Source organism: Rhodoferax sp. GT1R46, assembly GCF_056521285.1.
Window position 1 is genome coordinate 41,366 of the sequence record NZ_JBWMBC010000004.1, and the last position, 24,627, is coordinate 65,992.

Annotated in this window: 23 protein-coding genes and 1 pseudogene; 14 read left to right on the plus strand and 10 right to left on the minus strand. The window is 54.2% G+C overall.

Annotated features, from left to right (window positions below; translation table 11 throughout):
• Window positions 1–92: 92 nt before the first annotated feature.
• The 3 genes and pseudogenes from AC097W_RS10570 to AC097W_RS10580 all read right to left on the minus strand — a co-directional run.
• Entirely contained in the window at window positions 93–584 is a 492-nt protein-coding gene (locus tag AC097W_RS10570) for a hypothetical protein (RefSeq protein ID WP_479602521.1), read from the minus strand.
• Window positions 585–606: 22 nt separating this feature from the next.
• Window positions 607–2,562, minus strand: coding sequence for a phage terminase large subunit family protein (locus tag AC097W_RS10575; RefSeq protein ID WP_479602522.1), 1,956 nt, complete (start codon window positions 2,560–2,562; stop codon window positions 607–609).
• A 28-nt stretch (window positions 2,563–2,590) separates the two neighbouring features.
• Window positions 2,591–2,908 (minus strand): annotated as a pseudogene (locus AC097W_RS10580) (elements of external origin); the annotation flags it as partial.
• 31 nt (window positions 2,909–2,939) lie between these two features.
• Here AC097W_RS10580 and AC097W_RS10585 point away from each other — a divergent pair.
• From AC097W_RS10585 to AC097W_RS10600, 4 genes are read left to right on the plus strand one after another with little or no spacing between them, the layout of a single operon-like run.
• Window positions 2,940–3,365, plus strand: coding sequence for a DUF2924 domain-containing protein (locus tag AC097W_RS10585; protein ID WP_479602523.1), 426 nt, complete (start codon window positions 2,940–2,942; stop codon window positions 3,363–3,365).
• The gene (locus AC097W_RS10590; protein WP_479602524.1) at window positions 3,362–4,723 is read left to right on the plus strand and encodes a recombinase family protein; all 1,362 of its coding nucleotides are present in this window, start codon (window positions 3,362–3,364) and stop codon (window positions 4,721–4,723) included. Before AC097W_RS10585 ends, AC097W_RS10590 begins: the two co-directional genes overlap by 4 nt.
• Window positions 4,720–5,157, plus strand: a complete 438-nt coding sequence (locus AC097W_RS10595; protein ID WP_479602525.1) for a LacI family transcriptional regulator — start codon at window positions 4,720–4,722, stop codon at window positions 5,155–5,157. The genes AC097W_RS10590 and AC097W_RS10595 overlap by 4 nt, the downstream gene beginning before the upstream one ends.
• 25 nt (window positions 5,158–5,182) lie before the next feature.
• Window positions 5,183–5,410, plus strand: a complete 228-nt coding sequence (locus AC097W_RS10600) for a hypothetical protein (RefSeq protein ID WP_479602526.1) — start codon at window positions 5,183–5,185, stop codon at window positions 5,408–5,410.
• A gap of 416 nt (window positions 5,411–5,826) precedes the next feature.
• On the opposite strand, the gene AC097W_RS10605 is transcribed toward AC097W_RS10600, so the two are convergent.
• From AC097W_RS10605 to AC097W_RS10630, 6 genes are all read right to left on the minus strand, one after another.
• Entirely contained in the window at window positions 5,827–6,249 is a 423-nt protein-coding gene (locus tag AC097W_RS10605; RefSeq protein ID WP_479602527.1) for a hypothetical protein, read from the minus strand.
• Window positions 6,237–6,842: a type II toxin-antitoxin system MqsA family antitoxin gene (locus tag AC097W_RS10610; protein WP_479602528.1), complete on the minus strand. Its 606-nt coding sequence runs from the start codon at window positions 6,840–6,842 to the stop codon at window positions 6,237–6,239. The genes AC097W_RS10605 and AC097W_RS10610 overlap by 13 nt, the downstream gene beginning before the upstream one ends.
• 7 nt (window positions 6,843–6,849) lie before the next feature.
• Window positions 6,850–7,257: a hypothetical protein gene (locus tag AC097W_RS10615; RefSeq protein WP_479602529.1), complete on the minus strand. Its 408-nt coding sequence runs from the start codon at window positions 7,255–7,257 to the stop codon at window positions 6,850–6,852.
• Between the two features lie 143 nt (window positions 7,258–7,400).
• Entirely contained in the window at window positions 7,401–7,997 is a 597-nt protein-coding gene (locus AC097W_RS10620; RefSeq protein ID WP_479602530.1) for an adenylyltransferase/cytidyltransferase family protein, read from the minus strand.
• A complete protein-coding gene (locus AC097W_RS10625; RefSeq protein ID WP_479602531.1) occupies window positions 7,970–8,863 on the minus strand; it encodes a hypothetical protein in 894 nt (297 codons plus the stop codon). Before AC097W_RS10625 ends, AC097W_RS10620 begins: the two co-directional genes overlap by 28 nt.
• A 2-nt stretch (window positions 8,864–8,865) precedes the next feature.
• The gene (locus AC097W_RS10630) at window positions 8,866–9,519 is read right to left on the minus strand and encodes a hypothetical protein (protein ID WP_479602532.1); all 654 of its coding nucleotides are present in this window, start codon (window positions 9,517–9,519) and stop codon (window positions 8,866–8,868) included.
• Between the two features lie 791 nt (window positions 9,520–10,310).
• On the opposite strand from AC097W_RS10630, the gene AC097W_RS10635 reads away from it, so the two are divergent.
• The 10 genes from AC097W_RS10635 (at window position 10,311) to AC097W_RS10680 (ending at window position 24,122) form a co-directional block, all read left to right on the plus strand.
• Entirely contained in the window at window positions 10,311–11,876 is a 1,566-nt protein-coding gene (locus AC097W_RS10635; protein ID WP_479602533.1) for a recombinase family protein, read from the plus strand.
• Window positions 11,873–12,769: a ParB/RepB/Spo0J family partition protein gene (locus AC097W_RS10640; protein WP_479602534.1), complete on the plus strand. Its 897-nt coding sequence runs from the start codon at window positions 11,873–11,875 to the stop codon at window positions 12,767–12,769. The genes AC097W_RS10635 and AC097W_RS10640 overlap by 4 nt, the downstream gene beginning before the upstream one ends.
• A 1-nt stretch (window position 12,770) precedes the next feature.
• On the plus strand, window positions 12,771–13,652 hold the full coding sequence (locus AC097W_RS10645; RefSeq protein ID WP_479602535.1) for a plasmid partitioning protein RepB C-terminal domain-containing protein: 882 nt from the start codon (window positions 12,771–12,773) through the stop codon (window positions 13,650–13,652).
• A gap of 4 nt (window positions 13,653–13,656) precedes the next feature.
• Window positions 13,657–15,072, plus strand: coding sequence for a YfjI family protein (locus AC097W_RS10650; RefSeq protein ID WP_479602536.1), 1,416 nt, complete (start codon window positions 13,657–13,659; stop codon window positions 15,070–15,072).
• Between the two features lie 442 nt (window positions 15,073–15,514).
• A complete protein-coding gene (locus tag AC097W_RS10655; RefSeq protein WP_479602537.1) occupies window positions 15,515–17,011 on the plus strand; it encodes a type I restriction-modification system subunit M in 1,497 nt (498 codons plus the stop codon).
• Window positions 17,008–18,519, plus strand: a complete 1,512-nt coding sequence (locus tag AC097W_RS10660; protein ID WP_479602538.1) for a type I restriction-modification system subunit M — start codon at window positions 17,008–17,010, stop codon at window positions 18,517–18,519. The genes AC097W_RS10655 and AC097W_RS10660 overlap by 4 nt, the downstream gene beginning before the upstream one ends.
• Before the next feature lie 5 nt (window positions 18,520–18,524).
• Window positions 18,525–19,082 (plus strand): DUF6680 family protein, encoded by a 558-nt coding sequence (locus tag AC097W_RS10665; protein WP_479602539.1) that lies wholly within the window; start codon window positions 18,525–18,527, stop codon window positions 19,080–19,082.
• Window positions 19,075–20,259: a restriction endonuclease subunit S gene (locus AC097W_RS10670; protein ID WP_479602540.1), complete on the plus strand. Its 1,185-nt coding sequence runs from the start codon at window positions 19,075–19,077 to the stop codon at window positions 20,257–20,259. Before AC097W_RS10665 ends, AC097W_RS10670 begins: the two co-directional genes overlap by 8 nt.
• On the plus strand, window positions 20,246–23,245 hold the full coding sequence (locus tag AC097W_RS10675) for a type I restriction endonuclease subunit R (RefSeq protein WP_479602541.1): 3,000 nt from the start codon (window positions 20,246–20,248) through the stop codon (window positions 23,243–23,245). The genes AC097W_RS10670 and AC097W_RS10675 overlap by 14 nt, the downstream gene beginning before the upstream one ends.
• Window positions 23,246–23,288: 43 nt before the next feature.
• Entirely contained in the window at window positions 23,289–24,122 is an 834-nt protein-coding gene (locus AC097W_RS10680) for a hypothetical protein (protein ID WP_479602542.1), read from the plus strand.
• Here the strand turns inward: AC097W_RS10680 and AC097W_RS10685 are convergent.
• Entirely contained in the window at window positions 24,076–24,558 is a 483-nt protein-coding gene (locus tag AC097W_RS10685) for a DUF488 domain-containing protein (protein WP_479602543.1), read from the minus strand. The two genes, AC097W_RS10680 and AC097W_RS10685, sit on opposite strands and share 47 nt — an antisense overlap.
• Window positions 24,559–24,627: the final 69 nt, after the last annotated feature.

The following is a 24,627-nucleotide window of genomic DNA, read 5'->3' on the forward strand; positions in this document are numbered from 1 at the left end:
CCTGGCAATACCAGGATGCGTCGCGTCGATCTTGGTTTTGACCTCGAAGCCGATACGCGCAGCCAGGGCAGCAATGCCGGACGCAAGACTCATCAGACCAGTGCCCCATTGAAGATCAGGACAAAGTCGGTATCGGTGTTGCCCACATCGCTGGTTGCGACTGCCCCAATGTTGGTGCGGGCCTGAAGCTGTTCAGCCACCGTCAAGGTCTGCGCCGCATCGAAGCGCACGCGCAAATTGACGGCACTCAGAATCGCGTCTAGGCCGCTTGTGCCGTTTTGCAGAGCCTGCTGGATCTCCAGCAGAGTGTCATAGGCGGCATCTGCGCCACCCAAAATGTCGGCCTTGAGCGCGTCCAGCAGAGAAACGATCTTGTTGGACGAGTAGGTGCTGGTAGTGGCGATCTGGTTGTCGTCGATGGCCATCGCAGATAAGACTGCTGCCTTGAGTTCGTTAATGGCAGCAACCAGGCTCGATTTGTCGGTCGTAGACAGGCTGGCCAAACTGCCTGCGGTGGCGCGGACGTCGTTAAATTCCTGAGCAACCCGGATGACCAGGCTCTCAATACGGGTAGCAAGACTCATAAAAACACTCCTTTAAAAAGATTCATGACAGCCATCGGCTGCGCACCACACGCCTGGCGACCCTGCGCCCGTCAGAAACAACAAGGCCACCGCTAGGGGTGGCCAGGATTTCAGTGGGGGTTGCAACGGGTTCGGGCGGTAGTGCCAGACCAAGTTGCTTTTCCAACTCGCGCCAATGGCGCTCCTCGAATCGGTCCAGGCCCGCCGCACTGGCACTGGCCCGGGCATACACATAACAGTCCAGCGCTTCGTTGCGCTCGCGCATCTTTTGCCACTCACGGATGGCGAAACCATTGCGGTCGCGCCGGGTGACCAACTGCTCAGCACAAAGCTGCTGTACAAATTCGGCGTCGACCTTGGGCAAGTGGACGAAGCCAGCGGGGTACTTGACCGTGGTTCCGTTCTCCTGGACATCTGCGGCCTTGCGCAGGTTGTTGTAAAGCTCCAGCTTTGCCATGCCCACCGTGACAGAGAACACTTTGATACCTCGGCGCAGCTTCTTGCCGCCCTGCGTAATGTCCACAGCCGTTGGCGTGCCGATCAAGGCTGCACCGCGCGCTACGCCTTTGACCGCCATCACGCGGGAGTCACGGCAGGCACGCACAAATGCATACGCCTCTTGCGTGGCAAAGCCGGTGTCCAATGCAAACCGCACCAGGGGCAGCGACGCACCTGACTCGTGTGTCCAGGTCTCGGCGAGCATTGCCTGGAGTTGCTTCCAAACTGCGTCTCGCGCGGTGTCACCCATAAGAACCCGGTGTTCGACCAACCAGCATTCCTTGCCTCTACCGAAGGCCCAGACCGAGGCTTCGATCCGGTCCTTCTGTACGTCCGCACCGCCCACCAGTAGTAGGCCGCCTAGGGGCACAGTGCCTATCGAATAGTCTTCCCGACGCTCAATGAGTCGCTGCCAGTCTGGCGCTTCACCTTCTTCGACCCAGGTCTCACCCAGTTCGGTGTTCTTGAAGGTCTTGATGGCCGCAGCTGACCCAGACACCTTGCTCACAGCGCCTTCCCACGCCACAGCAATGTCCTTCCAACTGCGCCAGCCCACTGGGCTGTACAGGCTGGAGAGATGAAAGCCTGCAGTCTTGGTGCCGTGCTCCAGCACCATGGCCCGCCACTCACCGTGCTCGAGCATCCAGGTCTTGTGGTGCTCAAGGATGGCGGTATCACAGGACTCGCAGATATAGGCAGCGGTCTCGGCATGCCCCTTGTCCCAGCGCAATTGCTCGAATCGCAGCCATTGGCGGTGTGCGCAGTGCGGACACGGCACGAAATAGCGCTGCTGGTCAGATGCCTCGTACTCCCGCTCAATAGCACTCACACCAGAGATCGTCGGCGTCGAGACGATAAAAATCTTGCGCCGCGCGAAGGTCCGGGTGCGGGCCTCGGCCAGCGAAATCGCATCGCCTTCGCCTTCCACGTCCAGCGGATAACCATCAACCTCATCCAAAAAGAGATAGCGCACTGGCATCGAGCGCAGACCCACCGCGCTGTTGGCACCAGTCATCACCAGCACACCACCCCGAAACTCCTTGGCCAGGATAGTGTTGCCCGAGTCACGTGAGCGTGCTGGCGAGATCAGTGCCGACAAGGCTGCGGACTCCTCAATCAACGGATCGATCCGTTGTTTAGAGTTGCGCTTGGCCATGTCCACCGTGGGCCACACCGCCATCATGGGCCCTGGCGCATGGTGAATCACATAGCCAATCCAGTTCGACCCCATCTCGGTCGCACCCAGCTGCGCCGCTTTCATGAACACCACCCGTTCCACCGCCGAGGTGGGCGACAGGCAATCCATGATGGCCCTCAGGTATGGCGTGCGGCTGGTGCGCCAGCGGCCCGGCTCAGCTGACGCTTTGCTGGAGAGCATGCGGTGGCGGTCGGACCATTCCGAGACTGACAGCAGCGGATCTGGAGTCAACCCCTCCCGCCATGCCCTCTCAATTTCTTGGGCACCTTCGTAATCTTCCATATGCCGTGCCCCAACTTATTGCTCGGATTCAATCTACCCGGGGACGCAAGTCACCCAGTTCCTGCAGGTGTTCGCGCAAGGCGGCCTCCAGGGCCACGTGCATGGCGTGCGCATCCACACTCAATTTGGCTGCCATCTGGGCCGAGACCCGTGCTGGCCAATTCAGCCAGGCATCGCGCTCCGAGCGCGCAAGCTTGAAAACATGTGCGATTGCCTGCGGCCGATCCACCAGTTCACCCTTGAGCCTGGCCAGTCGGACCTTATTTGTTTGCGCTTTGACCACTTCGTTGACGGTGCGCGCCTGCAGTAGCGAGGTTCCGCCAGTGCCTTGGGAGGCTGGTAACCCTGCGGTCGCGTCACCATTGCCCGAACTGGCCATGGCGGACATCAAGTCGCTTTGGCAACGGCTGTTCCACGCTGCGAACCCCACCCACAACCGGCAATTTCTGGAACGCCGGATTGCCTACAAATTGCAGGAAATCGAGTTTCGCAAGGTCGACCCAGGACTTCTTGATCGCAATAAGCGCCGCATCGAAAACTTGATTGAAACCGGCAAGGTCAAGACTCGCGATCCTGACTACCGTCCTGTGGCTGGCACCATGCTCACCCGCGAGTACCAGGGCAAGGAATATTGCGTCATTGCCAGCGCCGATGGCAATTACAACTTTGACGGCCGGACATTCCAAAGCCTGTCCCAGATCGCGCGGGAAATTACGGGCACGCGTTGGTCTGGGCCGGTATTTTTTGGTCTCAAAGCGCGTACTGAGAAAAAGGCAGCGACTAGGAAGGGAGGTCGGTCATGAGCGACGTGCTGAAACGGCGCATGCGCTGCGCCGTCTACACCCGTAAGTCCAGTGAAGAAGGGTTGGATCAGGAATACAACTCGATTGATGCGCAACGTGACGCAGGCCATGCCTATATCGCCAGTCAGCGCGCCGAGGGCTGGATTCCGGTCGCCGACGACTATGACGACGCGGCCTTCTCCGGCGGAAATATGGAACGCCCCGGACTCAAGCGTTTGATGGTCGACATTGAGGCGGGCAAGATTGATGTTGTTGTGATCTACAAGATTGACCGGTTGACGCGCAGCCTGGCCGACTTTTCCAAGATGGTCGAAGTGTTTGAGCGCCAGGGTGTGTCCTTTGTCTCCGTGACGCAGCAATTCAACACCACAACCTCCATGGGGCGACTCATGCTTAATGTGTTGCTTTCGTTTGCACAGTTTGAACGCGAAGTTACAGGGGAACGGATCCGGGACAAGATCGCCGCCAGCAAGCGCAAAGGCATGTGGATGGGCGGTGTCCCACCCCTTGGCTACGATGTGGAAAACCGACGCTTGGTCCCCAATCCACAGGAGGCCAAATTGATCCGCCACATCTTCACCCGGTTCGTTGAACTCGGGTCCAGCACCAAACTGGTGAAGGAACTGAAACTTGATGGCGTGACCTCAAAGGCGTGGACCACGCAGGACGGCAAGGTTCGTGAGGGCAAGCCCATTGACAAGGGCCTGGTGTACAAGCTTCTGGGCAACCGAACCTACCTGGGCGAACTTCGCCACAAAGAGCAGTGGTACCAGGCCGAACACCTGCCGATCGTCGATCAGCCTGTTTGGGACAGCGTGCACGCCATCTTGGCCACCAATGGACGCTCTCGCGCCAATGCCACACGAGCGACAACTCCATTCCTGCTGAAAGGTATTGTCTTTGGCCATGACGGTCGGGCATTGACACCTTGGCACAGCACAAAGAAAACAACCGGAAAGCGGTACCGCTATTACTTGCCCATGCGCGACCTCAAGGAGCATGCTGGTGCATCCGGATTGCCTCGTATGCCAGCGGCTGAATTGGAGTCGGCGGTACTCGACCAACTGCGCAACATTCTGCGCGCCCCAAATTTGCTCAGCGACCTGGTGCCGCAAGCAAAGAAACTGGATCCAACTCTGGACGAAGCCAAAGTCACGGTGGCCATGACGCGCTTGGACCTGATCTGGGATCAGCTGTTTCCGGCAGAGCAGACTCGCATCGTGAAGATGCTGATCGAGAAGGTGATTGTGTCGCCGAGTGACCTTGAGGTCAGGTTGCGGGCGAATGGCATTGAACAGCTGGTCCAGGAATTACAGGCGGATCGTGCGAGCACAAAGCGTGAAGAGGCAATGGCATGAATGAGGTGCGCATCCACAAAACAGGGGAGCCAGAAATCATCCAGTCAAGCGACGGTAGGCTGACTTTGTCGGTTCCCATCCAGTTCAAACGGCGTGCTGGACGCAAGCAAGTGACGCTGCCAAATGGTGAACCCGGTCTACCCCGACCGTGGGATACGGCTGCGACTTCATTGCAACTGGCTCTGGCCAGGGGCCACAAATGGCTGGCAATGATGGAGTCTGGAGAGGTCAGCACCTTGACCGAAATTGCCAAGAAGGAGGGCATCGACAACAGCTACGTCAGCCGGATGGTCAACCTGACAACCCTGGCACCGGACATCATTGACGCCATTCTGCTCAATGAATTGCCGGACCATCTGACACTGTTTGATCTGGCTGTGGATCCCCCGTCGTTGTGGGAAGATCAGCGCGCCAGAATCATAGAGAAAATGTGACAGATCAGAACAGAGGGAGAGCACTATGGCTGCATGCAACGCTTGTAACGAACTATCCAATAAGGGGAAAGAGGTCGAACCTCACCCTACGCTCGTACTGAAAAGTTCTGTCAATCTCGGCAGACTTTCGATGGGACAAGCCAAGGGTAATGTCAATCACTATGTGTGTTCTGTCTGCGGAACAAAAATGAGCTGCGACACGGACAAGCACGACAAGTTTGCCGGTTGGTGGATTTCTGGTGATGCCAAATGAAATGTCGGCTAACTCAATTTGCGAATCTCCTACCAATGCCGTTAATCAACCGATTGATTAGTCCGCGCGTAAACCATTGATTTTTATGGGTATGAACGGTGACTCTTGCGGACTTCGGCCCGTTTGGAGTGCTCTCCACCACGGAGACTATTGGCCCGGAGAGAGCAAAAGTGGCGAATCTCTGGGTGCCCGGAATAACCGCGAAGTCCGCAAGAACCCTCGGGAACCCCAATAAACACGCGGGTATAGGCGAAAAAAATCCAACCGGAGGACCGGTTGGATTTGATATATGGTGGTGGACTGCGGACCACAGTTCAAATCCACCCTTCCAACAGTTGCGCATAGCTTACTGCGATTGTCCCTTGATTGCGGAAATCGTCCATTTCACATCTTGAATTATTGAAAGGTGCGAAAGTTTAGATGCCTAAAGGCAAGTCATGCGCATTTACGCCAAACGACTGCAACTCCCGACGAAAATGTGTCATGGCCAGCGGAAACGACTGAGCAACCAACATGTATTGGTATGTCTCTTGGTCTAAGAGTGGCGCAAGTTGCTCTTCAACCACTCCAGGCGCATAGTCATACTTGCCCTCGTAATTTGCTGTGAACTCTGCTGCTTTATCGCCCGTATCCGATTGCTTCGCAATCGCGATCAAGTCAATTTTGACAATCGCCTGGAACTGATTTTCCTGCCCCGTCGTGACGGCAAGTCCAACTTCAATGGTCTGCGTAAGTTCTAAAGTTAAGGGCTGCGCCTTATTGGTCGAAACTGGGTTCTCACCATGGAATCGAGTTGCTCTGAACGAGACCAGTTTTGGTCGCAAGTTCACTGCTTCCATCTCAAAGCCTCGTCCATCCTGGTTGCTGGCTGATAACGATGTGCTGCAGACATCCGCGTGGTCGTTGAATCACCGTTACCGAATTGCACACTAATAACGTTAGTAGAAGTTGACTTGTAAACACGCCGGATTCCACCAACTGACTTTGTCACCTTTGGAGCCAACTCAGCGGTCATACCAGCCTGCTCCACGAGTGCCCAAAAGGCGTGCTCGCTCTTCAAGACTAGGCGCAAGAGCTTATCCATTGACTCTGAATGCGCAACATCATCATTTTCATATTTACTGAAGGCCACTGGGCCTCCGCCAAATAGACGAGACGCCTGCTTTTGGTTGATCTCATATCGATCGCGTAATGCACAAATTTCGGTGCCGGTCAGCAATCCATCAATGGACTTGCGAAAAGCTAGGACAGCACGCTTATTCAAGCGACTTTCATCAGCCTCAGCGAAATCAGACCCGCACGCATCGCAGGTCTTGTAGTGCATAGGCACCAGCGCTTTTGTTCCTCTGTACTCACTCTCTACTTGGTCCACGTGACTAGTCACGTGACCTTCACCACAAATTGAGCAAAGCTCATTGGTTTTCATCTTCATCCCCAGTTCAAATGTGACAGGAAACCGTCAACACCATCGTGCCAAGCTTGTTAATTGCAAACTTGACGAAGTAGCTGATATTCATTTCCCTATCGGCAGTTGGAACCCATTCACGTACATTGACTCGATATGCATCACAGGCCGCCCATGCGCCTTTCCCGTTCTCGCACCATTCAGAATCAATATAGTCACTAAAGCTAAGTCGCCTAACCAAATTAATGACGTCAATGTTCTCCCAACCGAGTTCCTGAACGTCTTTTACGCAATCCTTAGTCCAAAGGGAAAGGCCATTTCCATCCTTGGTAATCGACTTCACTCGCACCAAGTCGTACAACGGTCCACCCGCTATCTTTTCACCACCGCCTTTAGTAGGCAGAGTTGAACTGTACTCCGAAATGACGTGAAAAGTTACCATGGTGGTAATTTTAAGGGTTAATCCCAATCAGACACTGTGTTTTTGAACATGGATGTGATGCACTGCAACAACGCTTCTTTTGGGGGGACACGCTACGCATCCAACGCGCTACGTTTATAGAAAAACTAAGCCATCCAGGGAATTTAAGGCGCGGCATCAGGTCCATTCAGTGAATCGGCTTGTGAGAACTCCCGAATTCTCTCGGCTATGTCCCACTTCACCAATAGTTCAGCAACTGATGGAAGCACCATGTCGCGCCAAACAGGATCATTGTTGGCAAGGTGTCGACGAATTGTGGAACCATCAAATGGCTGCTTTGTACACTTCTCAAGTACTTCGACAACATAGCCTTCGTTTTCCAAACGGCGGATCTTTTCTTCATTCCATGCATACAAACGCGTGGTTGCGCATTTCATCGACTTGCCCACGTAATGTTTGAGAAGAGAGGGCTCGTCTATGGGAAACGGCGAAAACTCGATCCGAGCATCTGGAATACCCAATTCACGGCAGCAAGCACGAATCAGCAAAGTCCGCTCTAGATAAGTTAACGGATTGGCTGAAGGCTTGTTTCTGTGCTCGACGCCTGGAAAGCTCAAAGGCACTGGCGTGGGAGCAGCAATTCCAACAACAATGGATTCCCATTGCGACAGTGCAGCGGTCAGGTAATCGACGTGGCCGAGATGAAACGGCTGAAAGCGTCCATGGATGCAGGCTACGGAAGATAGTTCTTGAAATCCCATTCGGTCCCCTTTGCAGATTCCCACATTTCGTCGAATAGCCCTTCAAGAGCACCATAGAGTTGCTGATCCGGTGCTCGATCACTTGGCCGCTGCAAAACAACACAGGAATTGCTCTTCTGTTCAAACTCATTGGTTCCGGGTGTTGCAGCAGTTTCGGTGTAATGCCCCAGCCAACACACTGCACCATTTGCAAACATCAGGCGCAGACTTGGGCGCTCAGAATAGAAACGCACTTCAATCTCCCCACTGAAATCTAACTTTATGCGTTTAATTTTCTGCAAAGAATCAACCTGCTTCGCCTGAAACGTAGTGCGATTCAAACCACGTCGAGCTGCACCCACTTGCAACCAACCGGCGTTCGGCGAAACGAGCAGCAATCGGACTGGCTTAGCCGACGTGCCACAACGCGAAACCATATGCTGAAATACATCGAAATCTCGCGTAAGTTTTTCCGCTCCGACCCCAAGAAACGAAAATGAACTGTTGGCCGCTTTCAAAAAATCTTGATAATCGGCGATATTCGGCTGCTTAATAGCTCCATGAACCCCGGCAGCCCGGAGCATTCTTAATTGATTCAATCCGCGAAATGACATACCCGCTGCGGGTAAAAGACTGAATAAAAAAATCAATGGTGTCCAGTGGCTAACCATGCCCTGTGCAAGGGTGAGCAAAGCTATGGCCACTGGCGGCAACGTTAAAATTACCCAACCCAAGCCAGTTACAAATTTGCTGGAAAGCGCCCAATAACGCTTCACCAAAGTTTGAATGAGTCCGAGCCCAATTTGGCTGATCAGAAACACTAGAGACGCATACAAGTTTTGGTTGACTGGCTCCGTCCAACCTTCAGGAATGAATGGGTACTGCAAAGTCACTCCTGCGTCAACATCTTCAAGAAAAATTCAGATTCCAGCAAAAGCCTAGTCCAAGAAGTAAATTTGTCGTATGCCGCACGAATATCCGGCAACGCCTCAAACTTCGCGTCTGTAATCAATCCAGGCTCGAGAACTGTGAACTCTTCCTGCGCGTGAACCACATAAACTAGACCAAGGTGCTGCTTACCGAAATCATCGACTGGCTCCCAAATTGCACAGCGCAGTGAAATGGGACTTTCTGAAGATACACGCACCTTTATCTCTTCTGCCAATTCACGATTAGCATAGCCACTCGATGCACTCGGGTGAAACATGTCCCGCGTGGTCAGTGCGGGAAGATCCGCGACCGTCATATGACCGCTAAGTCCGAGCGCCTTGATTGCTGTCAACCGCTTTTCCGGCTGTCGTCGAGTCCGTCGATGGGTCAAGATACGACCACCGCTGACAACCACATAGTACGCAATAAGCTGGGTAACCAACGTCGTTTGCTCAGCGTCACCACGCCGCATCATCGACGGCATAGAGATCAAGCCCAGCAGTGCCTCCGAAATTGGCCAAACCCCTACGTCCGGCAAGATCGCATTGACGGCTTCGTTGGGAACCACTAGCAGCGATTCCTGAGCATATTTCCTTGGGAGATCGGTACTCATAGAAGTGTCAACGGCGACTCCCGATATTGAAGTGAGATATTTATGAATTCAAATGAATCCTACCAAATTCGATTTGAACTGAGCTGCTAATCACCAATCGCTACATCAAACCTTCAAGGGCCGCAGTGACCGCCCTCCTCGCCCAGTTCCCATACGCAATTTCGTATGGAGAATTAAATGGCAACAAAAATCTGTCCGTGCTGCGGCAAAACCTTCCAGCCCCATCACAAAGTCCCAAATCAAACCTACTGCTCATCGCCAGACTGCCAGCGGGAGCGACGACAACTTTGGGATCGAAAGAAGCAACAAAGCGACCCTGAATACCGTGACAACAAAAACCGGGTTCAGCGTGCATGGACTGAACGCAATTCAGACTACTGGCGCAAGTATCGCAAATCAAATTCCGACCCTGGCGGAACAACCGTCCCAAACACACGACAAACGGCCCTGATTGCGCCATTGCCCGTCAAGATGGACGACTTGGCTCGGCTCCAGAATATCCCAGCTGGTCTCTACCGAATCAGGCCAGTCTGCACAGAGAACAGCCTGGTCAACGGTGGCAGTTGGATCATAGAAATCACCCCAGCGTGCTGTAAATGCCCATGTCAAGCGGACGACTGTCAAGACAGGATGTGATGGCATTTTGGCAACACTGGCGGTAACGTAGTGCCCAAATGAGCTCTCGATCACCCGATAAGAACTTAGCTCTTGACCGTCGATGGTCAAGACAAGCACCTATCTGACGGTGGCCCCGAGAGCCCATGTCCATCCAACATGAGTGATCGGGTTTTATGCAAGCAAACGCGGTAGCAGAAGATGGGGCGGATCAGCCGAAACGGTTCCGTGCAGTGGAATACGTCCGCATGTCCACGGAGCACCAGCAATACTTGACAGAAAACCAGGCTGACAAAATCCGAGAATACGCCGCACATCGGAATATCGACATTGTGCGGACCTACGCCGACGCGGGCAAAAGCGGGCTGCGCATCGATGGGCGACAGGCCCTGCAGCAACTGATCAAGGATGTCGAGTCAGGATCCGCAGACTTCTCGCTAATATTGGTCTATGACGTCAGCCGCTGGGGGCGCTTCCAGGATGCTGATGAGTCAGCTTATTACGAATACATCTGCAAGCGCAAAAACATCCACGTCGCATATGTCGCCGAGCAGTTCGAAAATGATGGTTCGCCTGTAGCTACTATCGTCAAAGGGGTCAAGCGTGCGATGGCCGGTGAATACAGTCGAGAGCTCTCGGCCAAGGTGTTCGCCGGTCAATGTCGGTTGATTGAGTTGGGTTATCGCCAGGGTGGTCCAGCCGGTTACGGGCTGCGTCGCGTGCTTTTGGACCAGACCGGATCCGTGAAGACGGAGCTGGCGCGCGGAGAGCACAAAAGCCTACAAACCGACCGCGTCATCCTAATGCCTGGGCCCGACGCGGAAGTCGAGAATGTGCTCCAGATTTATCGCTGGTTCACCGATGACTGCCTAACCGAATCAGAAATTGCGTTTCGCCTCAACGAAAAGGGAGTCCGCACCGACCTTGCCCGCGACTGGACCCGCGCCACCGTGCGAGAGGTACTGACGAACGAAAAATACATCGGCAACAACATCTACAACCGCCGGTCGTTCAAGCTGAAAAAGCTCCGGGTAGAAAACACACCCGATATGTGGATCAAAAAAGAAGGTGCGTTTGAGTCGGTCGTCACGCCTGAACTTTTTTACACCGCCCAGGGCATCGTGCGTGCCCGGGCATACCGGTTTTCCAATGTCGAACTCATCGATCGCCTGCGGTCGTTGTACCAAGACCGTGGATTTCTGTCTGGGCTGATCATTGATGAGACTGAGGGCATGCCCTCGACTTCGGCCTACATCCACCGATTCGGCAGCTTGATCCGTGCCTACCAGACGGTGGGATTTACGCCCGACCGGGACTACCGCTATCTAGAGGCCAACCAATTTCTCCGACGATTGCACCCACAAATCATCGCTCAATCAGAGAAAGCAATTGGTGACTTGGGTGGCACCATTGAACGTGATCCCGCTACAGATCTGCTTCTGGTCAACAAAGAATTTACCGTGTCGCTGGTGCTAGCGCGTTGCCAAACTCAGGATAACGGGCGCAACCGCTGGAAGGTTCGGTTTGACACTGGCTTGGCACCCGACATCACGGTAGCCGTGCGGCTCAATCATTCGAACGACGCGCCATTGGATTACTACCTTCTGCCACGTTTGGATTTTGGACTTCCACGCATCAATTTGGCCGATCACAACGCCATCGAAATTGAGAGCTACCGCTTTGACACCCTAGATTATTTCTATGGCATGGCCCAGCGCACGCGCATTCGGAGGGCAGCATGACTCAAAAACAAAAATTAGGTGATCTGCGCATGATCCCTGTCGACCGGATCGAGGTGCTCAATCCGCGTGATCGCAACAAGCAAGTCTTCGAGCAGATTATTGAGAACATCAAGTCCGTCGGTCTCAAAAAGCCGATCACTGTGACACCACGCCCCGGTGACGATGGTGAAGAAAAATACCTGCTCGTCTGTGGCGAGGGCAGGCTCAAAGCGTTCATGGCCTTGGGTGAGACCACCATTGCGGCCCTCGTGGTTGACGTCAGCGAAGAAGATGCCTTCATCATGAGCATGGTGGAAAACATCGCCCGCCGCAAATCCAGTCCCCTCGAACTACTGGCGGGCATCCAGCAACTGGTGGCCAAGGGATATGACAAGAAGACCATCGCCAAAAAAACTGGCCTGAGCGTCGAATACGTTCAGGGAATCATGCTCCTCATCAAAAATGGTGAGGAACGATTAATGGTGGCGGTTGAGAGTGGCCGCATACCGCTGAATGCTGCCCTGGCCATTGTTGGGGCGGGAAACAGCAACGAAGCGGTGCAGGCTGCACTTCAGGAAGCCTATGAGTCTGGTCAACTGCGGGGCAAGCAACTGATTCAAGCCCGCCGAGTGATCGAGAGGCGTCAGACATTTGGACGCGCCTTAGGGCGCGGTACGCCACGAGTTGCCGTGGACATCACCGCATCAAGCCTGGTCAGAACCTATCAAAAGGAAGTCGACAGGCAAAAGCTGATGGTCAAAAAGGCGGGAGCCGCCCAGCAGCGACTTATGTTTTTGATCGGCGCATTGGCGCAGCTCCTGGGCAGTGAAAACTTCACCAACTTGCTCCGGGCGGAGGGATTGGACACATTGCCGACCTACCTGGCAGAACGCGTTTGGCCGAAAGGAACCTGAAATGGCTCAACTATCACTTGCTTTTCTACCTGACCCACTGTCCATTCCCCTGGACATGATTCTTCCGTCGCGTAAGGCGCTCGCCAGAGTATTGACCACCCGGAAATTCATGCAAATCCAGGCCTCCATCAAGTCAGTCGGACTGATAGAGCCATTAACCGTCGGGCCAGCTGAGAAAAAAACCGGTCACCGTATCCTGCTAGACGGTCATTTGCGACTGCTGGCACTCAGAACGTTGGAGCACACCGAAGCGCCATGCCTGGAATCGACCGATGACGAAAGCTATACGTACAACACACGCATCAATCGACTGTCCTCCATTCAAGAGCACGTGATGCTTTGCCGGGCAGTGGAGAAAGGCGTAACAGCGCAGCGTTTGGCAGACGCGTTAGATCTGGACATATCGACGATCACCCGAAAGCTCAATTTGCTGGACGGCATCTGCGCCGAGGCGGCATCGCTGCTGAAAGACCAACAGTTCGCATCGGACCTGGGCTCGATTTTGAAAAAGATGAAGCCGATGCGCCAGGTGGAGTGCGTGGAGCTGATGGTGGACGCCAACAGTGTCACCTTGGCCTACGCCAACGCGCTGTTTGCTGCAACACCCGCCAGTCAGCTTGTCGATGCCGGAAAGCCCAAAAAAGTCGCTGGCGTGAGTCCGGCACAAATGGCCAATATGGAACGTGAGATGGGAAGTCTGCAGGAGCAATACAAACTTGTGGAGCAAAACTTCAGCCAGGATGTTCTCAATCTCTGTCTGGCAAGTACCTACCTGTCCAAATGGCTCAAAAATGTCGAGATTGATCGGTACTTGCAGCAGAACCACCCGGACATTCTGACGGAGATCAAATCTATCGTTGAGTCCGAGTCACTGGACGCATAGATGAATGCCGAACCATCATTTTTTGCAGCCACACCCTACGCATGGTTTGAATGGCGGAACAAACGCGCAGTCAATTTCCTTTGATGATCCTATTGACGACGACTCGCCAGATAACCATCGAAACGCACCGCAACCGGATCCGCTCTGTCTGTATGGCTTGGTTGGCGACGTGGCCAGAGCTGGCAGTGAAGGCACGGAGGCCAGCCCCTATGCGATAGCAGCCAATTTCATAGCCTACTTATCTTGCGCCATCGGACGAGGCCCCTACCTGCCAATTGGCAACACATGGCATCACACCCGACTTTTTATCTTGCACATTGGCCGATCTGGTCGTGGACGCAAAGGCGATGCGGTTTCGCTGGTCAGCCGTTTGGATACGGCGCTGCGTGAGTTGAGTGAATCTGCGGCACCGCCCATTCACCGGGGCGGCCTGTCCAGCCGCGAAGGCCTGGTTTCACTGTTCCACGATGGATACAAGAATGGCAAAGTGGACATTCCGGGCATTGAAGACAAGCGCCTGTGGGTCGTCGAATCAGAATTTGCCAACGTGCTGCATCAAGGCAGACGCGAGGGCAACACCTTGTCGGCGGCCCTGCGTGACTGCTGGGATGGCGTTAGCCTGAAACCAGCCACCAAATCGAACCGCCTTTATGCCAGCCATCCCCACCTGTGCTTAAGTGGCGCGATTTCACCCAGTGAACTCCTGTCGCTGATGCGTGCGCGGGAGTTAACCAATGGTTTTGCTAATCGGTTCTTGATGATTTGGGCTGAGCGCGAAAAAATCGTTCCGTTTCCAAAAGCCACACCACAGGAGTCCGTGGACGCTTTAGCCTCACGAATTCTCGAGGTTCTTGACTTCGTACAGGCCGAACGCGTGTCTGAGCGCGACCACCTGCAAATAGGACTAACAGCATCGGCGCAAGACATCTACGCCCGCCTCTATCGAGGGGAGCTGAGTGACGACAGTAGCGGCGAACGCGTCACAGCGTTATTGGAACGGCGAGCGCCAATGTTGATGCGATTGGCCATGCTCTTTGCCGTTAGTGATCTAAAAACGCTGATTGATGCCCAACATATTCACGCCGCAATGGGGTGGATCCGCCATGGTGTCGAATCAGCCAAATTTGTATTTGTCAAGGCCACCGACGCGGCAGACTCGGATAGAACTCATGCCGCAGCCAAGAAAATTGTGGCGTTTCTGCGGCTTAAAGGAATGGCTACCCGATGGCAGATCACCACCGAGTGTTTTCAGGGGCACGTCGCCAAGACTGTGATTGACACGGCCCTCGAGCAGTTGCTGCTGGCATCACCAGCCCAAATCGTTGTTCAAACCCTGCCAAGGGCAAAGGGTGCGCGTGGTCCACAGACAAAAACTTATGCATTGTCCGGCACAGAACCCGCACGCTATTCTCCAAATTGAAAGACTCCCAATACCGGCCGTGGAAATGAGGATTCGTGACGGCGAATCTAAAACTTCGCTTTCTTCGCAGAGCCTGCGAACAGATTCTTCGCTGTAAGGCGTTGATCTATTTGGATTTAAATCTCTTCGCACTCTTCGCTTGATTTCAGTCGCTATTCTGCTCATAAGGTCGGCGTCCACAAGCGTCAAATTTTTCAGACTGGATTTGACTTGTAAAAACTTCGAACGCCGTCGACATCGCATGCGAACAGAACGCGAACGCTGTACTCGGACTCGATCGTTGCAATGCGCTGCTGAATCTCAGTTCGTATCTTTGGGTCAATGGGGTGTGGACTCGACGTCACTTTGGTAGGTTTCCTAAAAATCAGGGTCACAGGCTGACTTGCGCCATATGGGCAGGATAATGCCATTTGTATTCATAAAAACCATAGCAAGGCAACACTTGTCCGTCGAAACTGTCACGCTCAACCTGATCGAATCTCACCTCTGGGAATCCGCCAACATCCTGCGCGGCCCGGTAGACGCAGCCGACTTCAAGACCTACATCTTCCCGTTGCTGTTTTTTAAGCGCATTTGCGACGTTTGGGACGAGGAATACCAGGAAATCGTTGACGAAACCGGGGATGAGCAGCTTGCCTGGTTCCCTGAGTCGCATCGCTTCCAGATCCCCGAAAATTGCCATTGGAACGACGTCCGTACCAAGGCCACCAACGTCGGTACGGCACTGCAAGTCGCCATGCGGGAGATTGAAAAGGCTAATCCGGACTCTCTGTATGGCGTTTTTGGCGATGCCCAGTGGTCTAACAAAGACCGACTGTCTGATCCCCTGCTAAAAGACCTGATTGAGCACTTTTCCAAGCTGTCGTTCGGCAACCGCAATGTCAACTCCGATCTGCTCGGTGATGCCTACGAATACCTGATCAAGAAATTTGCCGATGCCACCAACAAGAAGGCTGGCGAGTTCTACACGCCGCGCAGTGTGGTGCGGCTGATGATCGAGATGCTGGACCCGCGTGAGGGCGAAACCATCTATGACCCAGCCTGCGGTACCGGCGGAATGTTGCTGGCCGCCGTTCAGCACGTGAAAGACACCCATGGTGATGTCAAACGGCTGTGGGGCAAGCTCTTCGGCCAGGAGAAAAATCTCACCACGTCGTCCATCGCGCGGATGAACTTGTTCCTGCACGGCATTGAGGATTTTCAGATCGTGCGCGGCGACACCCTGCGCAACCCGGCATTTTTCGATGGCGACCGCCTGGCTAATTTCGATTGCGTTATCGCCAACCCGCCGTTTTCACTGGAAAAGTGGGGTGAAGAGCAATGGGTCAACGACCCGTTCGGCCGCAATTTCGCCGGTCTGCCTCCCTCCAGTTCTGGCGACTTTGCCTGGGTGCAGCACATGGTTAAGTCGATGGCCGAGGTCAAAGGACGCATGGCCGTTGTTCTTCCGCAGGGAGCACTGTTCCGCAAAGGTGCGGAAGGCGCTATTCGCCAGAAACTGCTGGAAATGGATTTGGTCGAGGCCGTCATTGGCCTGGCACCCAACCTGTTCTATGGCACCGGACTGGCAGCCTGTATCTTGGTGCTGCGCAAGAAAAAGCCCGTTAAGCGGCGCAAGAAGATCATGATTGCCGATGCGTCCCGCCTGTTCCGTCGTGGTCGTGCCCAAAACTACCTGGAACCTGAGCAGGCCTTGGAAATTCAGCACTGGTTCGAAAAATTCGAAGATGTGCCCGACGCTGTGCGCATCGTCAGCCAGGATGAAGTCAAGGCAGAAGACTGGACGCTCAACATTTCACGCTACGTGCTGCCGCCATTGCAAGAGGACATTCCGCCCCTGCCCGAGGCTATCGCTGCATTCAAAGATGCACTCACCCGCTGCCAGGAGGCCGAAACACGGCTGGCCACGGTGATGGAAGAAGGAGGTTGGCTGCAATGAGTGCACGCATCACCCAACAAGAACTCGAAAGCTACCTCTGGGGTGCCGCTGTGCTGCTGCGTGGCCTGATCGACGCTGGCGACTACAAGCAGTTCATTTTTCCGCTGCTGTTCTACAAGCGCGTTGCTGACGTCTGGGAAGAAGAGTACCAAGCGGCCGTCGCTGACACGGGCGGTGACTTGTCGTATGCCAAGTTCTCAGAAAACCATCGTTTCCAGATCCCGGACGGCGCGCACTGGAACGACGTGCGACAGACCCCGAAAAACGTAGGTGCTGCCATTCAGCGCGCCATGCGTGCCATCGAGTCGGCCAACCCCGACATGCTGGATGGCATCTTTGGCGATGCGCCTTGGACCAACCGCGAGCGCCTGCCCGACGAAACGCTAAAGAACCTGATCGAACACTTCTCGACCCAAACGCTGTCCGTTGCCAGCGTGCCTGAAGATGAACTGGGCAATGCCTACGAATATCTGATCAAGAAGTTCGCCGACGACTCCGGCCACACAGCCGCCGAGTTTTACACTAACCGCACCGTCGTCCACCTGATGACGCAACTGCTGAGCCCCCAGCCCGGCGAGTCCATTTACGACCCCACTTGCGGCACCGGCGGCATGCTGATCTCGGCACTAGACGAGGTGAAACGCTCTGGCGGTGAGTACCGCACGCTCAAACTATACGGCCAAGAGCGCAACCTGATCACGTCAAGCATTGCGCGCATGAATCTGTTCCTGCATGGCGTGGAAGACTTCGCCATCATCCGTGGCGACACGCTGGCGGACCCCCGGCATATTGAAGGCGACCGCCTTCGGCAGTTCGATGTCATCCTGGCCAACCCACCGTATTCCATCAAACAGTGGGATCGCGAGGCATGGACCCAAGACAAATGGGGGCGCAACTTCTTTGGCACACCGCCACAAGGCAGGGCTGACTATGCGTTTCAGCAGCACATTCTGGCCAGCCTGACCTCCAAGGGGCGCTGCGCAGTGCTGTGGCCACATGGGGTGTTGTTCCGCAATGAAGAGCAGGCCATGCGCGCCAAGATGATTGAGCAGGACTGGGTTGATGCCGTCATAGGCTTGGGGCCCAACCTGTTCTACAACTCCCCGATGGAGTCATGTGTGCTCATCTGCAACCGCAAGAAGCCCGCCAAGCACAAAGGCAAGGTCATTTTCATCGACGCCTTGAACGAAGTCACCCGCGAACGGGCACAGAGCTTTTTGAAACTGGAGCACCAGCAGCATATTCTGGACACCTTCAAAGCCTTCGCCGACGTACCCGGTTTTGCCAAGGTGGCAACCCTGGCCGAGATCACCGCCAACGCTGGCAACCTGTCGATTCCGATGTACGTCAAGCGCCTGGCTGCCACCGCCAGCCTGGACAGCAACGGACAACCGGCTTCATTGCAATCGTCCTGGGCACAGTGGCAAACCGAAGGCCGGTCGTTCTGGCTGCAAATGGATGCCTTGGTTGAAACATTGACCGGGATAGAAAACGGAGAGATGGAATGAATTGGATGAACACTATTGATGGCAAGGATTGGTTGGTTGTAGTTGCTACTCTGCTGTCTCCACTTATTGCAGTTCAAGTTACAAAGTGGCTTGAACGAAGAACCCAGGGACGCGAAGAACAGGTACGTATCTTCAAAACATTGATGGCAACAAGAGCAGCCAACTTGGACCCACGACACGTTGAATCCCTAAACGTCATCGATGTAGTTTTCCACTCAAACGAAAAGCAAGAAATCGAAATTCGACGACTCTGGAAACAGTATCTAGATCATCTCAATGATCGTGCTTATCCGCGTGAATCGTGGGGAGTCAAGCGCGTTGAACTATTGGTAGAGCTTTTGCACTCGATAGCAAATTTTTTAGGTTTTGATTTTGATAAGACTCACATCAAAAATCAAGCCTACTTTCCTGAAGGTTACGGAGACTTGGAAAACGATCAAACAGTGACCCGCAAAGCACTTCGCGAGATTCTTACCGGGCAACGCTCGCTGCCTATGTGGGTTACGAATTTTCCCGCTCAGGACTCCAATGATGCTAAGCCTTTGCCCAATAGCAATGAATAAAAATATCGACAAAAGCAGTGGCTGGCGTCGTGTGAAGTTTGGCGATGTGGTGCAGTTGTCCAAGGCGCGTTGCGCTGATCCCCTGGCCGAAGGCGTGGAGCGATACGTTGGTCTGGAGCACTTGGAGCCAGGCGAATTGCGGATTCGCAATTGGGGCAATGTTGCCGACGGAGTCACCTTTACGAGCGTTTTCCGGCCCGGGCAGGTGTTGTTCGGCAAGCGTCGCGCTTACCAGCGTAAGGTAGCGGTAGCGGACTTTTCTGGTGTGTGTTCGGGAGACATCTACGTGATGGAGACCAAGGACGCAGAAGTATTGCTTCCCCAGCTGCTGCCGTTCATTTGCCAGACCGACTCCTTCTTCGAGCATGCGGTAGGAACATCGGCAGGTTCACTGAGCCCTCGTACCAACTGGACGAGTTTGGCAAACTTCGAGTTTGCGTTGTCATCGTTGGATAAGCAGCGAAACTTGTTGGCGGTATTGTCCAGTCTTGAGAACTGCTTGGATTCGGCTGAAGAGCTGGCAGTTTCTGCCGAACGCCTTCGCCATTCATTGATGATTGACCATTTTGAAGCCCAGCATCCTGAATACAGGAAGGTCTCTGAAATCGGGAAGTGGCACAGTGGCGGAACGCCTTCGCGCGGAAACACAACATATTGGGGAGGTCCAATTCCATGGATCAGCCCAAAAGACATGAAGCGTTCGGAGCTAGATGCAGCAGAGGAAACTCTCACCAAAGAGGGTGTGGAGGCTGGTTCGAAGTTAATGCCAAAAAACACGATATTCATCGTTGTCAGGGGAATGATCCTGGCTCATACATTTCCAGTTGCTCGAACTTTGGTCCCTGCCGCATTCAATCAAGACATGAAGGCGCTGGTTGTTGACGATGCATTTCGACCAAAGTACATCCAATACTGGTTTGAATACGCGGCCCAGCGGTACCTCCGGCTCGTGTCTGAGTCGTCACATGGCACGAAGCGTCTGGAGAGTGACAAATTGTTTTCACTAACAGTGCCAAAACTGTCGATTGAGGAGCAAGACATCCTAGTCGAGCGAGTGGATGAGGTTCGGAATGCGGTAGGTAAGGCTGATACGAGGCGAAAGAATGCACTTGTCATGAAACGCCAATTCCTTAGTCTGAACTTGGGATCCTTAGGAAGCAGCAATGTCAGCATTTAACGAAGCCAACACCGTCGAAGCCTACGTTCGCGACTTGATTGCCGGGCAAGTAAAAGCAGTTCCTGCAAATATTGTGCAAGAGCCTCAAGCCAGTTATGGCACTAGTCCAAAAGGCATCGGCTGGCGTTACAAGGCACCGTCGGACGTGCCACGCCAGATTCAGGAGGTGTTGGTCGAATCCTGGCTGCGTGATGCGCTGATCCGTTTAAACCCCGAGATCGCCGCCCAGCCTGACCGTGCGGACGAAGTGCTCCATAAGCTGAGGGCCATCGTGTTGTCGGTGCGGTCCGACGGTCTGATTCGCGCCAATGAAGAAATGACTGCTTGGATGCGTGGTGAACGCTCCATGCCCTTTGGCGACAACAACCAGCATGTGCCGGTGCGGCTGATTGACCTGGACGACCTGACGCAAAACCAATACGTCGTCACCCAGCAGTACACCTACCGGGCCGGGCCCAATGAGCGCCGTGCCGATTTGGTGCTGCTGGTCAACGGCCTTCCATTGGTGCTGATTGAGGCCAAAACCCCAGTCAAGAAGTGCATCAGCTGGGTAGATGGTGCCGTGCAGGTGAACGCGGACTACGAGAAGTTTGTGCCCGAGTTGTTTGTATGCAACGTGTTCTCGGTGGCCACCGAGGGCAAGGAGTACCACTACGGCTCCATTGGCCTGCCAATAAAGGACTGGGGGCCATGGCATCTGGATGCAGGTAAAGAAGCGGACGGTGCCCAACACCACCCGCTGAAAACTCTCAAGTTGTCGGCAGAGAGCATGTTGCGACCCAACGTGGTGTTGGACATTCTGGGCAGCTTCACGCTGTTCGCCACGGATAAGAAAAAGCGCCGCATTAAGATTATTTGCCGCTACCAGCAGTACGAGGCCGCTAACAAGCTGGTGGAGCGCGTGGTGGCTGGTTACCCCAAGAAGGGGCTAATCTGGCACTTTCAGGGGTCCGGCAAATCCCTGCTCATGGTGTTCGCGGCGCAAAAACTGCGTATGCACCCGCACCTCAAAAATCCGACTGTGATCATTGTGGTGGACCGCATCGATCTGGATAGTCAGATCACCGGCACGTTCACTGGCGCTGATATCCCCAATTTGGAGAAGGCGGACACCCGAGAGAAACTGCAACAGTTGCTGGGGCAGGACGTCCGTAAGATCATCATCACCACGATCTTCAAGTTTGGTGAAGCCACCGGTTGCCTGAATGACCGCAGCAACATCATCGCGCTGGTGGACGAAGCCCATCGCACACAAGAAGGTGACTTAGGCCGCAAGATGCGGGAGGCGTTGCCCAATGCGTTTCTGTTCGGCCTAACCGGCACGCCAATCAACCGCTCGGACCGCAATACCTTCTACGCCTTTGGTGCGGAAGAAGATGCTTTGGGCTACATGAGTCGTTACGGTTTTGAGGAATCCATCCGCGATGGCGCGACGTTGAAACTGCATTTTGAGCCGCGATTGGTCAACCTGCACATCGACAAGGCCGCGATTGAGACGGCGTTCAAGGAACTGACCGGTGGTTTGTCAGACCTAGACCGCGACTCTCTGGGTAAGACCGCCGCCAAGATGGCCGTCTTGGTGAAAACGCCTGAGCGCGTTCGGCGCGTGTGCGAAGACATTGTGCTGCACTACCAAACCAAGGTAGAGCCTAACGGCTTCAAAGGGCAGATCGTCACCTTCGACCGCGAGTCTTGCCTGCTCTACAAAGCAGAGCTGGACAAGCTGCTGCCCCCCGAGGCAACCGACATCGTCATGTCGATTCAGGCCGCAGACAAGAAAGAGCACCCCGAATACGCGGCCTATGAGCGCAGTCGGGATGCGGAGGAGCGATTACTGGACCGTTTTCGTGACCCAGCCGACCCGCTGAAACTGATCATCGTCACAGCCAAGTTGCTGACCGGCTTCGATGCGCCCATCTTGCAGGCGATGTATCTGGACAAGCCACTGCGCGACCACACACTGCTGCAAGCCATTTGCCGGGTCAACCGCACATATTCAGACCAGAAGACGCATGGCCTGATCGTGGACTATCTTGGCATCTTTGATGATGTTGCGGCAGCGCTGGAGTTTGATGATCAGAGCGTCAAGCAGGTGGTCAGCAATATTCAGGAGCTGAAAGATAAGTTGCCAGAGGCCATGCAGAAATGCCTGGCATTCTTTACCGGCGTGGATCGCAGCCAGACTGGTTACGAAGGTCTGATTGCGGCGCAGCAATGCCTGCCCAACAACACGGTGCGTGACAACTTTGCTGCCGAATACAGCGTACTTGGCAAGATCTGGGAAGCGCTGTCGCCAGACTCCGTGCTCGGTCCATTTGAGAAAGACTACAAATGGCTGTCGCAGGTCTACCAGTCGGTGCAACCATCCAGTGGCCATGGCAAGTTGATCTGGCATTCACTGGGTGCCAAGACCATTGAGTTGATCCACCAGAACGTGCATGTCGACGCAGTGCGCGACGACCTGGACACGCTGGTGCTGGATGCTGACTTGCTTGAGGCTGTGCTATCCAACCCGGACCCCAAGAGCGCCAAAGAGATCGAGATCAAATTGGTGCGGCGCATGCGCAAGCACCTAGGCAATCCAAAATTCAAAAAACTGTCTGAACGCCTGGACGCACTGAAAGACCGCTTTGAATCTGGGCAGATCAACAGCGTCGAATTTTTGAAGCAGCTGCTGGAAATTGCCAAAGAAACGCTGCAGGCCGAAAAGGAAGTTCCGCCCGAGGAGGATGAGGATCGCGGCAAGGCGGCGCTGACAGAGCTATTCAACGAGGTCAAAACAGCTGAGACGCCGATCATGGTCGAGCGCGTGGTGACCGATATTGATGAAATTGTGCGTCTCGTCCGATTCCCTGGCTGGCAAGGCACGCAGGCCGGTGAGCGTGAGATCAAGAAGGCGCTACGAAAGGCCCTCTTTAAATATAAATTGCATGCGGATGAGGATCTGTTCGAGAAGGCTTATACCTACATCCGTCAGTATTACTGACGAAAGAGAACTACTACATAAGCATTTAGGGGGGAGTGAGATCATGGCTTTAGGGCGAATGGAGCGCATCCTTATTCTGGCAAAGACGTATCCGTCTCCCAGTGCACAGTACATGGAGACATCCTGCGTCGCAGGCATCAGCCAGGATGGCTCAATGCGACGACTTTTCCCAGTTCCATTCCGGATGGTCGAGCATGGCCAGCAATTCAAAAAGTGGCAGTGGATCGATGTCCGTGTCGAAAAAGCCAATAAGGACCATCGACTAGAAAGCCACAAACTCTGGGTCGACACTATCGCCTGCAAGGAGGTGATCGATCACAAAAAGGGCTGGTCAGATCGTTGGCCGTGGCTCGACAAAATTCCGACATTTAGCAGTATTGACGCCATCGACACTGCTCGTTTGCAAGACGGACTTTCCATTGCCCTCCTACGGCCCAAGAAGCTGCTGGGACTGGAGATCACCAAAGCACGCAATACCGAATGGACAGAAGAAGAAAAAGAGAAATTGGTCCGTGAGCAGATGCAGGAGGATCTATTTTCTGACATCGATGCCAAGCGCCAGGTCAAGGAATTACGCAAAGTACCGTTTGATTTTTACTACCGGTATGTATGCGACACCCCTGAGGGCGAAAAAGAACATCGCCACAAGATCGTCGATTGGGAAGCCGGTGCGCTGTATTGGAATTGCCGAGAAAGCCACGGCACATACTGGGAGGCACCCTTTCGGGCCAAGCTAGAGGGTCAGCTCGGCACCAAGGACTTGATGTTTCTGATGGGCAACCAGCACCGCTTCCAAGAACAATGGCTGATCATCAGCCTGGTCTATCCACCTAAGCGTAAGCCAGTGGAAGAGTCTTCGCAGGGCCAGCTTTTTTAGCAGCCGCTTTAATGTGCGTTACCTTGGCGCCGCTGTAGTCTTTCACCGCATTTGCGACCATGGAGCGATGGCAAAAATTCGAATCCGCTTCAAAGCACAGCAACGCGCAATTTGCGCCACTAGTCAGAATTGACAGTTCGGTGATGGCGTCGTCTTGGGTTTTGAGGTGCTTCATGAACCCCTCGGTGTAACGCTTCCAGTTGCCATCTTCGCGGTACTGATCACGCACGGGCTTGGGGCAGCCTAATTCGGACATATGGACGTATTCCCGCCCAGAAATGTTTAACAAATTGGCGAGCGCATTTTTGGAGAATCCAGCCTTGCGCGACAGAGGTAGCTCACGAACGTCGACGATCGTGTCAATGTCGTGCTCTGCAAGCAGCGACATGAACCCGTCGATATCGAGTCCTTCGTAGCCAATGGTAAAAACGTTCATTCAATAACCCCTGTATCGGTTGATTTTAACGGTGCAGCGCTCTGGGCATCTGACCGAATACCCTTGGTG

Bases quoted from the DNA above. Each gene is read 5' to 3' on its own strand.
- AC097W_RS10665 (WP_479602539.1), top strand. From the start codon at position 18,525: ATGAACACTATTGATGGCAAGGATTGGTTGGTTGTAGTTGCTACTCTG.
- AC097W_RS10610 (WP_479602528.1), bottom strand. From the start codon at position 6,842: ATGAAGATGAAAACCAATGAGCTTTGCTCAATTTGTGGTGAAGGTCAC.
- AC097W_RS10660 (WP_479602538.1), top strand. From the start codon at position 17,008: ATGAGTGCACGCATCACCCAACAAGAACTCGAAAGCTACCTCTGGGGT.
- AC097W_RS10640 (WP_479602534.1), top strand. From the start codon at position 11,873: ATGACTCAAAAACAAAAATTAGGTGATCTGCGCATGATCCCTGTCGAC.
- AC097W_RS10585 (WP_479602523.1), top strand. From the start codon at position 2,940: ATGGCGGACATCAAGTCGCTTTGGCAACGGCTGTTCCACGCTGCGAAC.
- AC097W_RS10620 (WP_479602530.1), bottom strand. From the start codon at position 7,997: ATGGGATTTCAAGAACTATCTTCCGTAGCCTGCATCCATGGACGCTTT.
- AC097W_RS10590 (WP_479602524.1), top strand. From the start codon at position 3,362: ATGAGCGACGTGCTGAAACGGCGCATGCGCTGCGCCGTCTACACCCGT.
- AC097W_RS10605 (WP_479602527.1), bottom strand. From the start codon at position 6,249: ATGGAAGCAGTGAACTTGCGACCAAAACTGGTCTCGTTCAGAGCAACT.
- AC097W_RS10575 (WP_479602522.1), bottom strand. From the start codon at position 2,562: ATGGAAGATTACGAAGGTGCCCAAGAAATTGAGAGGGCATGGCGGGAG.
- AC097W_RS10600 (WP_479602526.1), top strand. From the start codon at position 5,183: ATGGCTGCATGCAACGCTTGTAACGAACTATCCAATAAGGGGAAAGAG.
- AC097W_RS10650 (WP_479602536.1), top strand. From the start codon at position 13,657: ATGCCGAACCATCATTTTTTGCAGCCACACCCTACGCATGGTTTGAAT.
- AC097W_RS10595 (WP_479602525.1), top strand. From the start codon at position 4,720: ATGAATGAGGTGCGCATCCACAAAACAGGGGAGCCAGAAATCATCCAG.
- AC097W_RS10615 (WP_479602529.1), bottom strand. From the start codon at position 7,257: ATGGTAACTTTTCACGTCATTTCGGAGTACAGTTCAACTCTGCCTACT.
- AC097W_RS10635 (WP_479602533.1), top strand. From the start codon at position 10,311: ATGCAAGCAAACGCGGTAGCAGAAGATGGGGCGGATCAGCCGAAACGG.
- AC097W_RS10645 (WP_479602535.1), top strand. From the start codon at position 12,771: ATGGCTCAACTATCACTTGCTTTTCTACCTGACCCACTGTCCATTCCC.
- AC097W_RS10675 (WP_479602541.1), top strand. From the start codon at position 20,246: ATGTCAGCATTTAACGAAGCCAACACCGTCGAAGCCTACGTTCGCGAC.
- AC097W_RS10670 (WP_479602540.1), top strand. From the start codon at position 19,075: ATGAATAAAAATATCGACAAAAGCAGTGGCTGGCGTCGTGTGAAGTTT.
- AC097W_RS10630 (WP_479602532.1), bottom strand. From the start codon at position 9,519: ATGAGTACCGATCTCCCAAGGAAATATGCTCAGGAATCGCTGCTAGTG.
- AC097W_RS10570 (WP_479602521.1), bottom strand. From the start codon at position 584: ATGAGTCTTGCTACCCGTATTGAGAGCCTGGTCATCCGGGTTGCTCAG.
- AC097W_RS10685 (WP_479602543.1), bottom strand. From the start codon at position 24,558: ATGAACGTTTTTACCATTGGCTACGAAGGACTCGATATCGACGGGTTC.
- AC097W_RS10680 (WP_479602542.1), top strand. From the start codon at position 23,289: ATGGCTTTAGGGCGAATGGAGCGCATCCTTATTCTGGCAAAGACGTAT.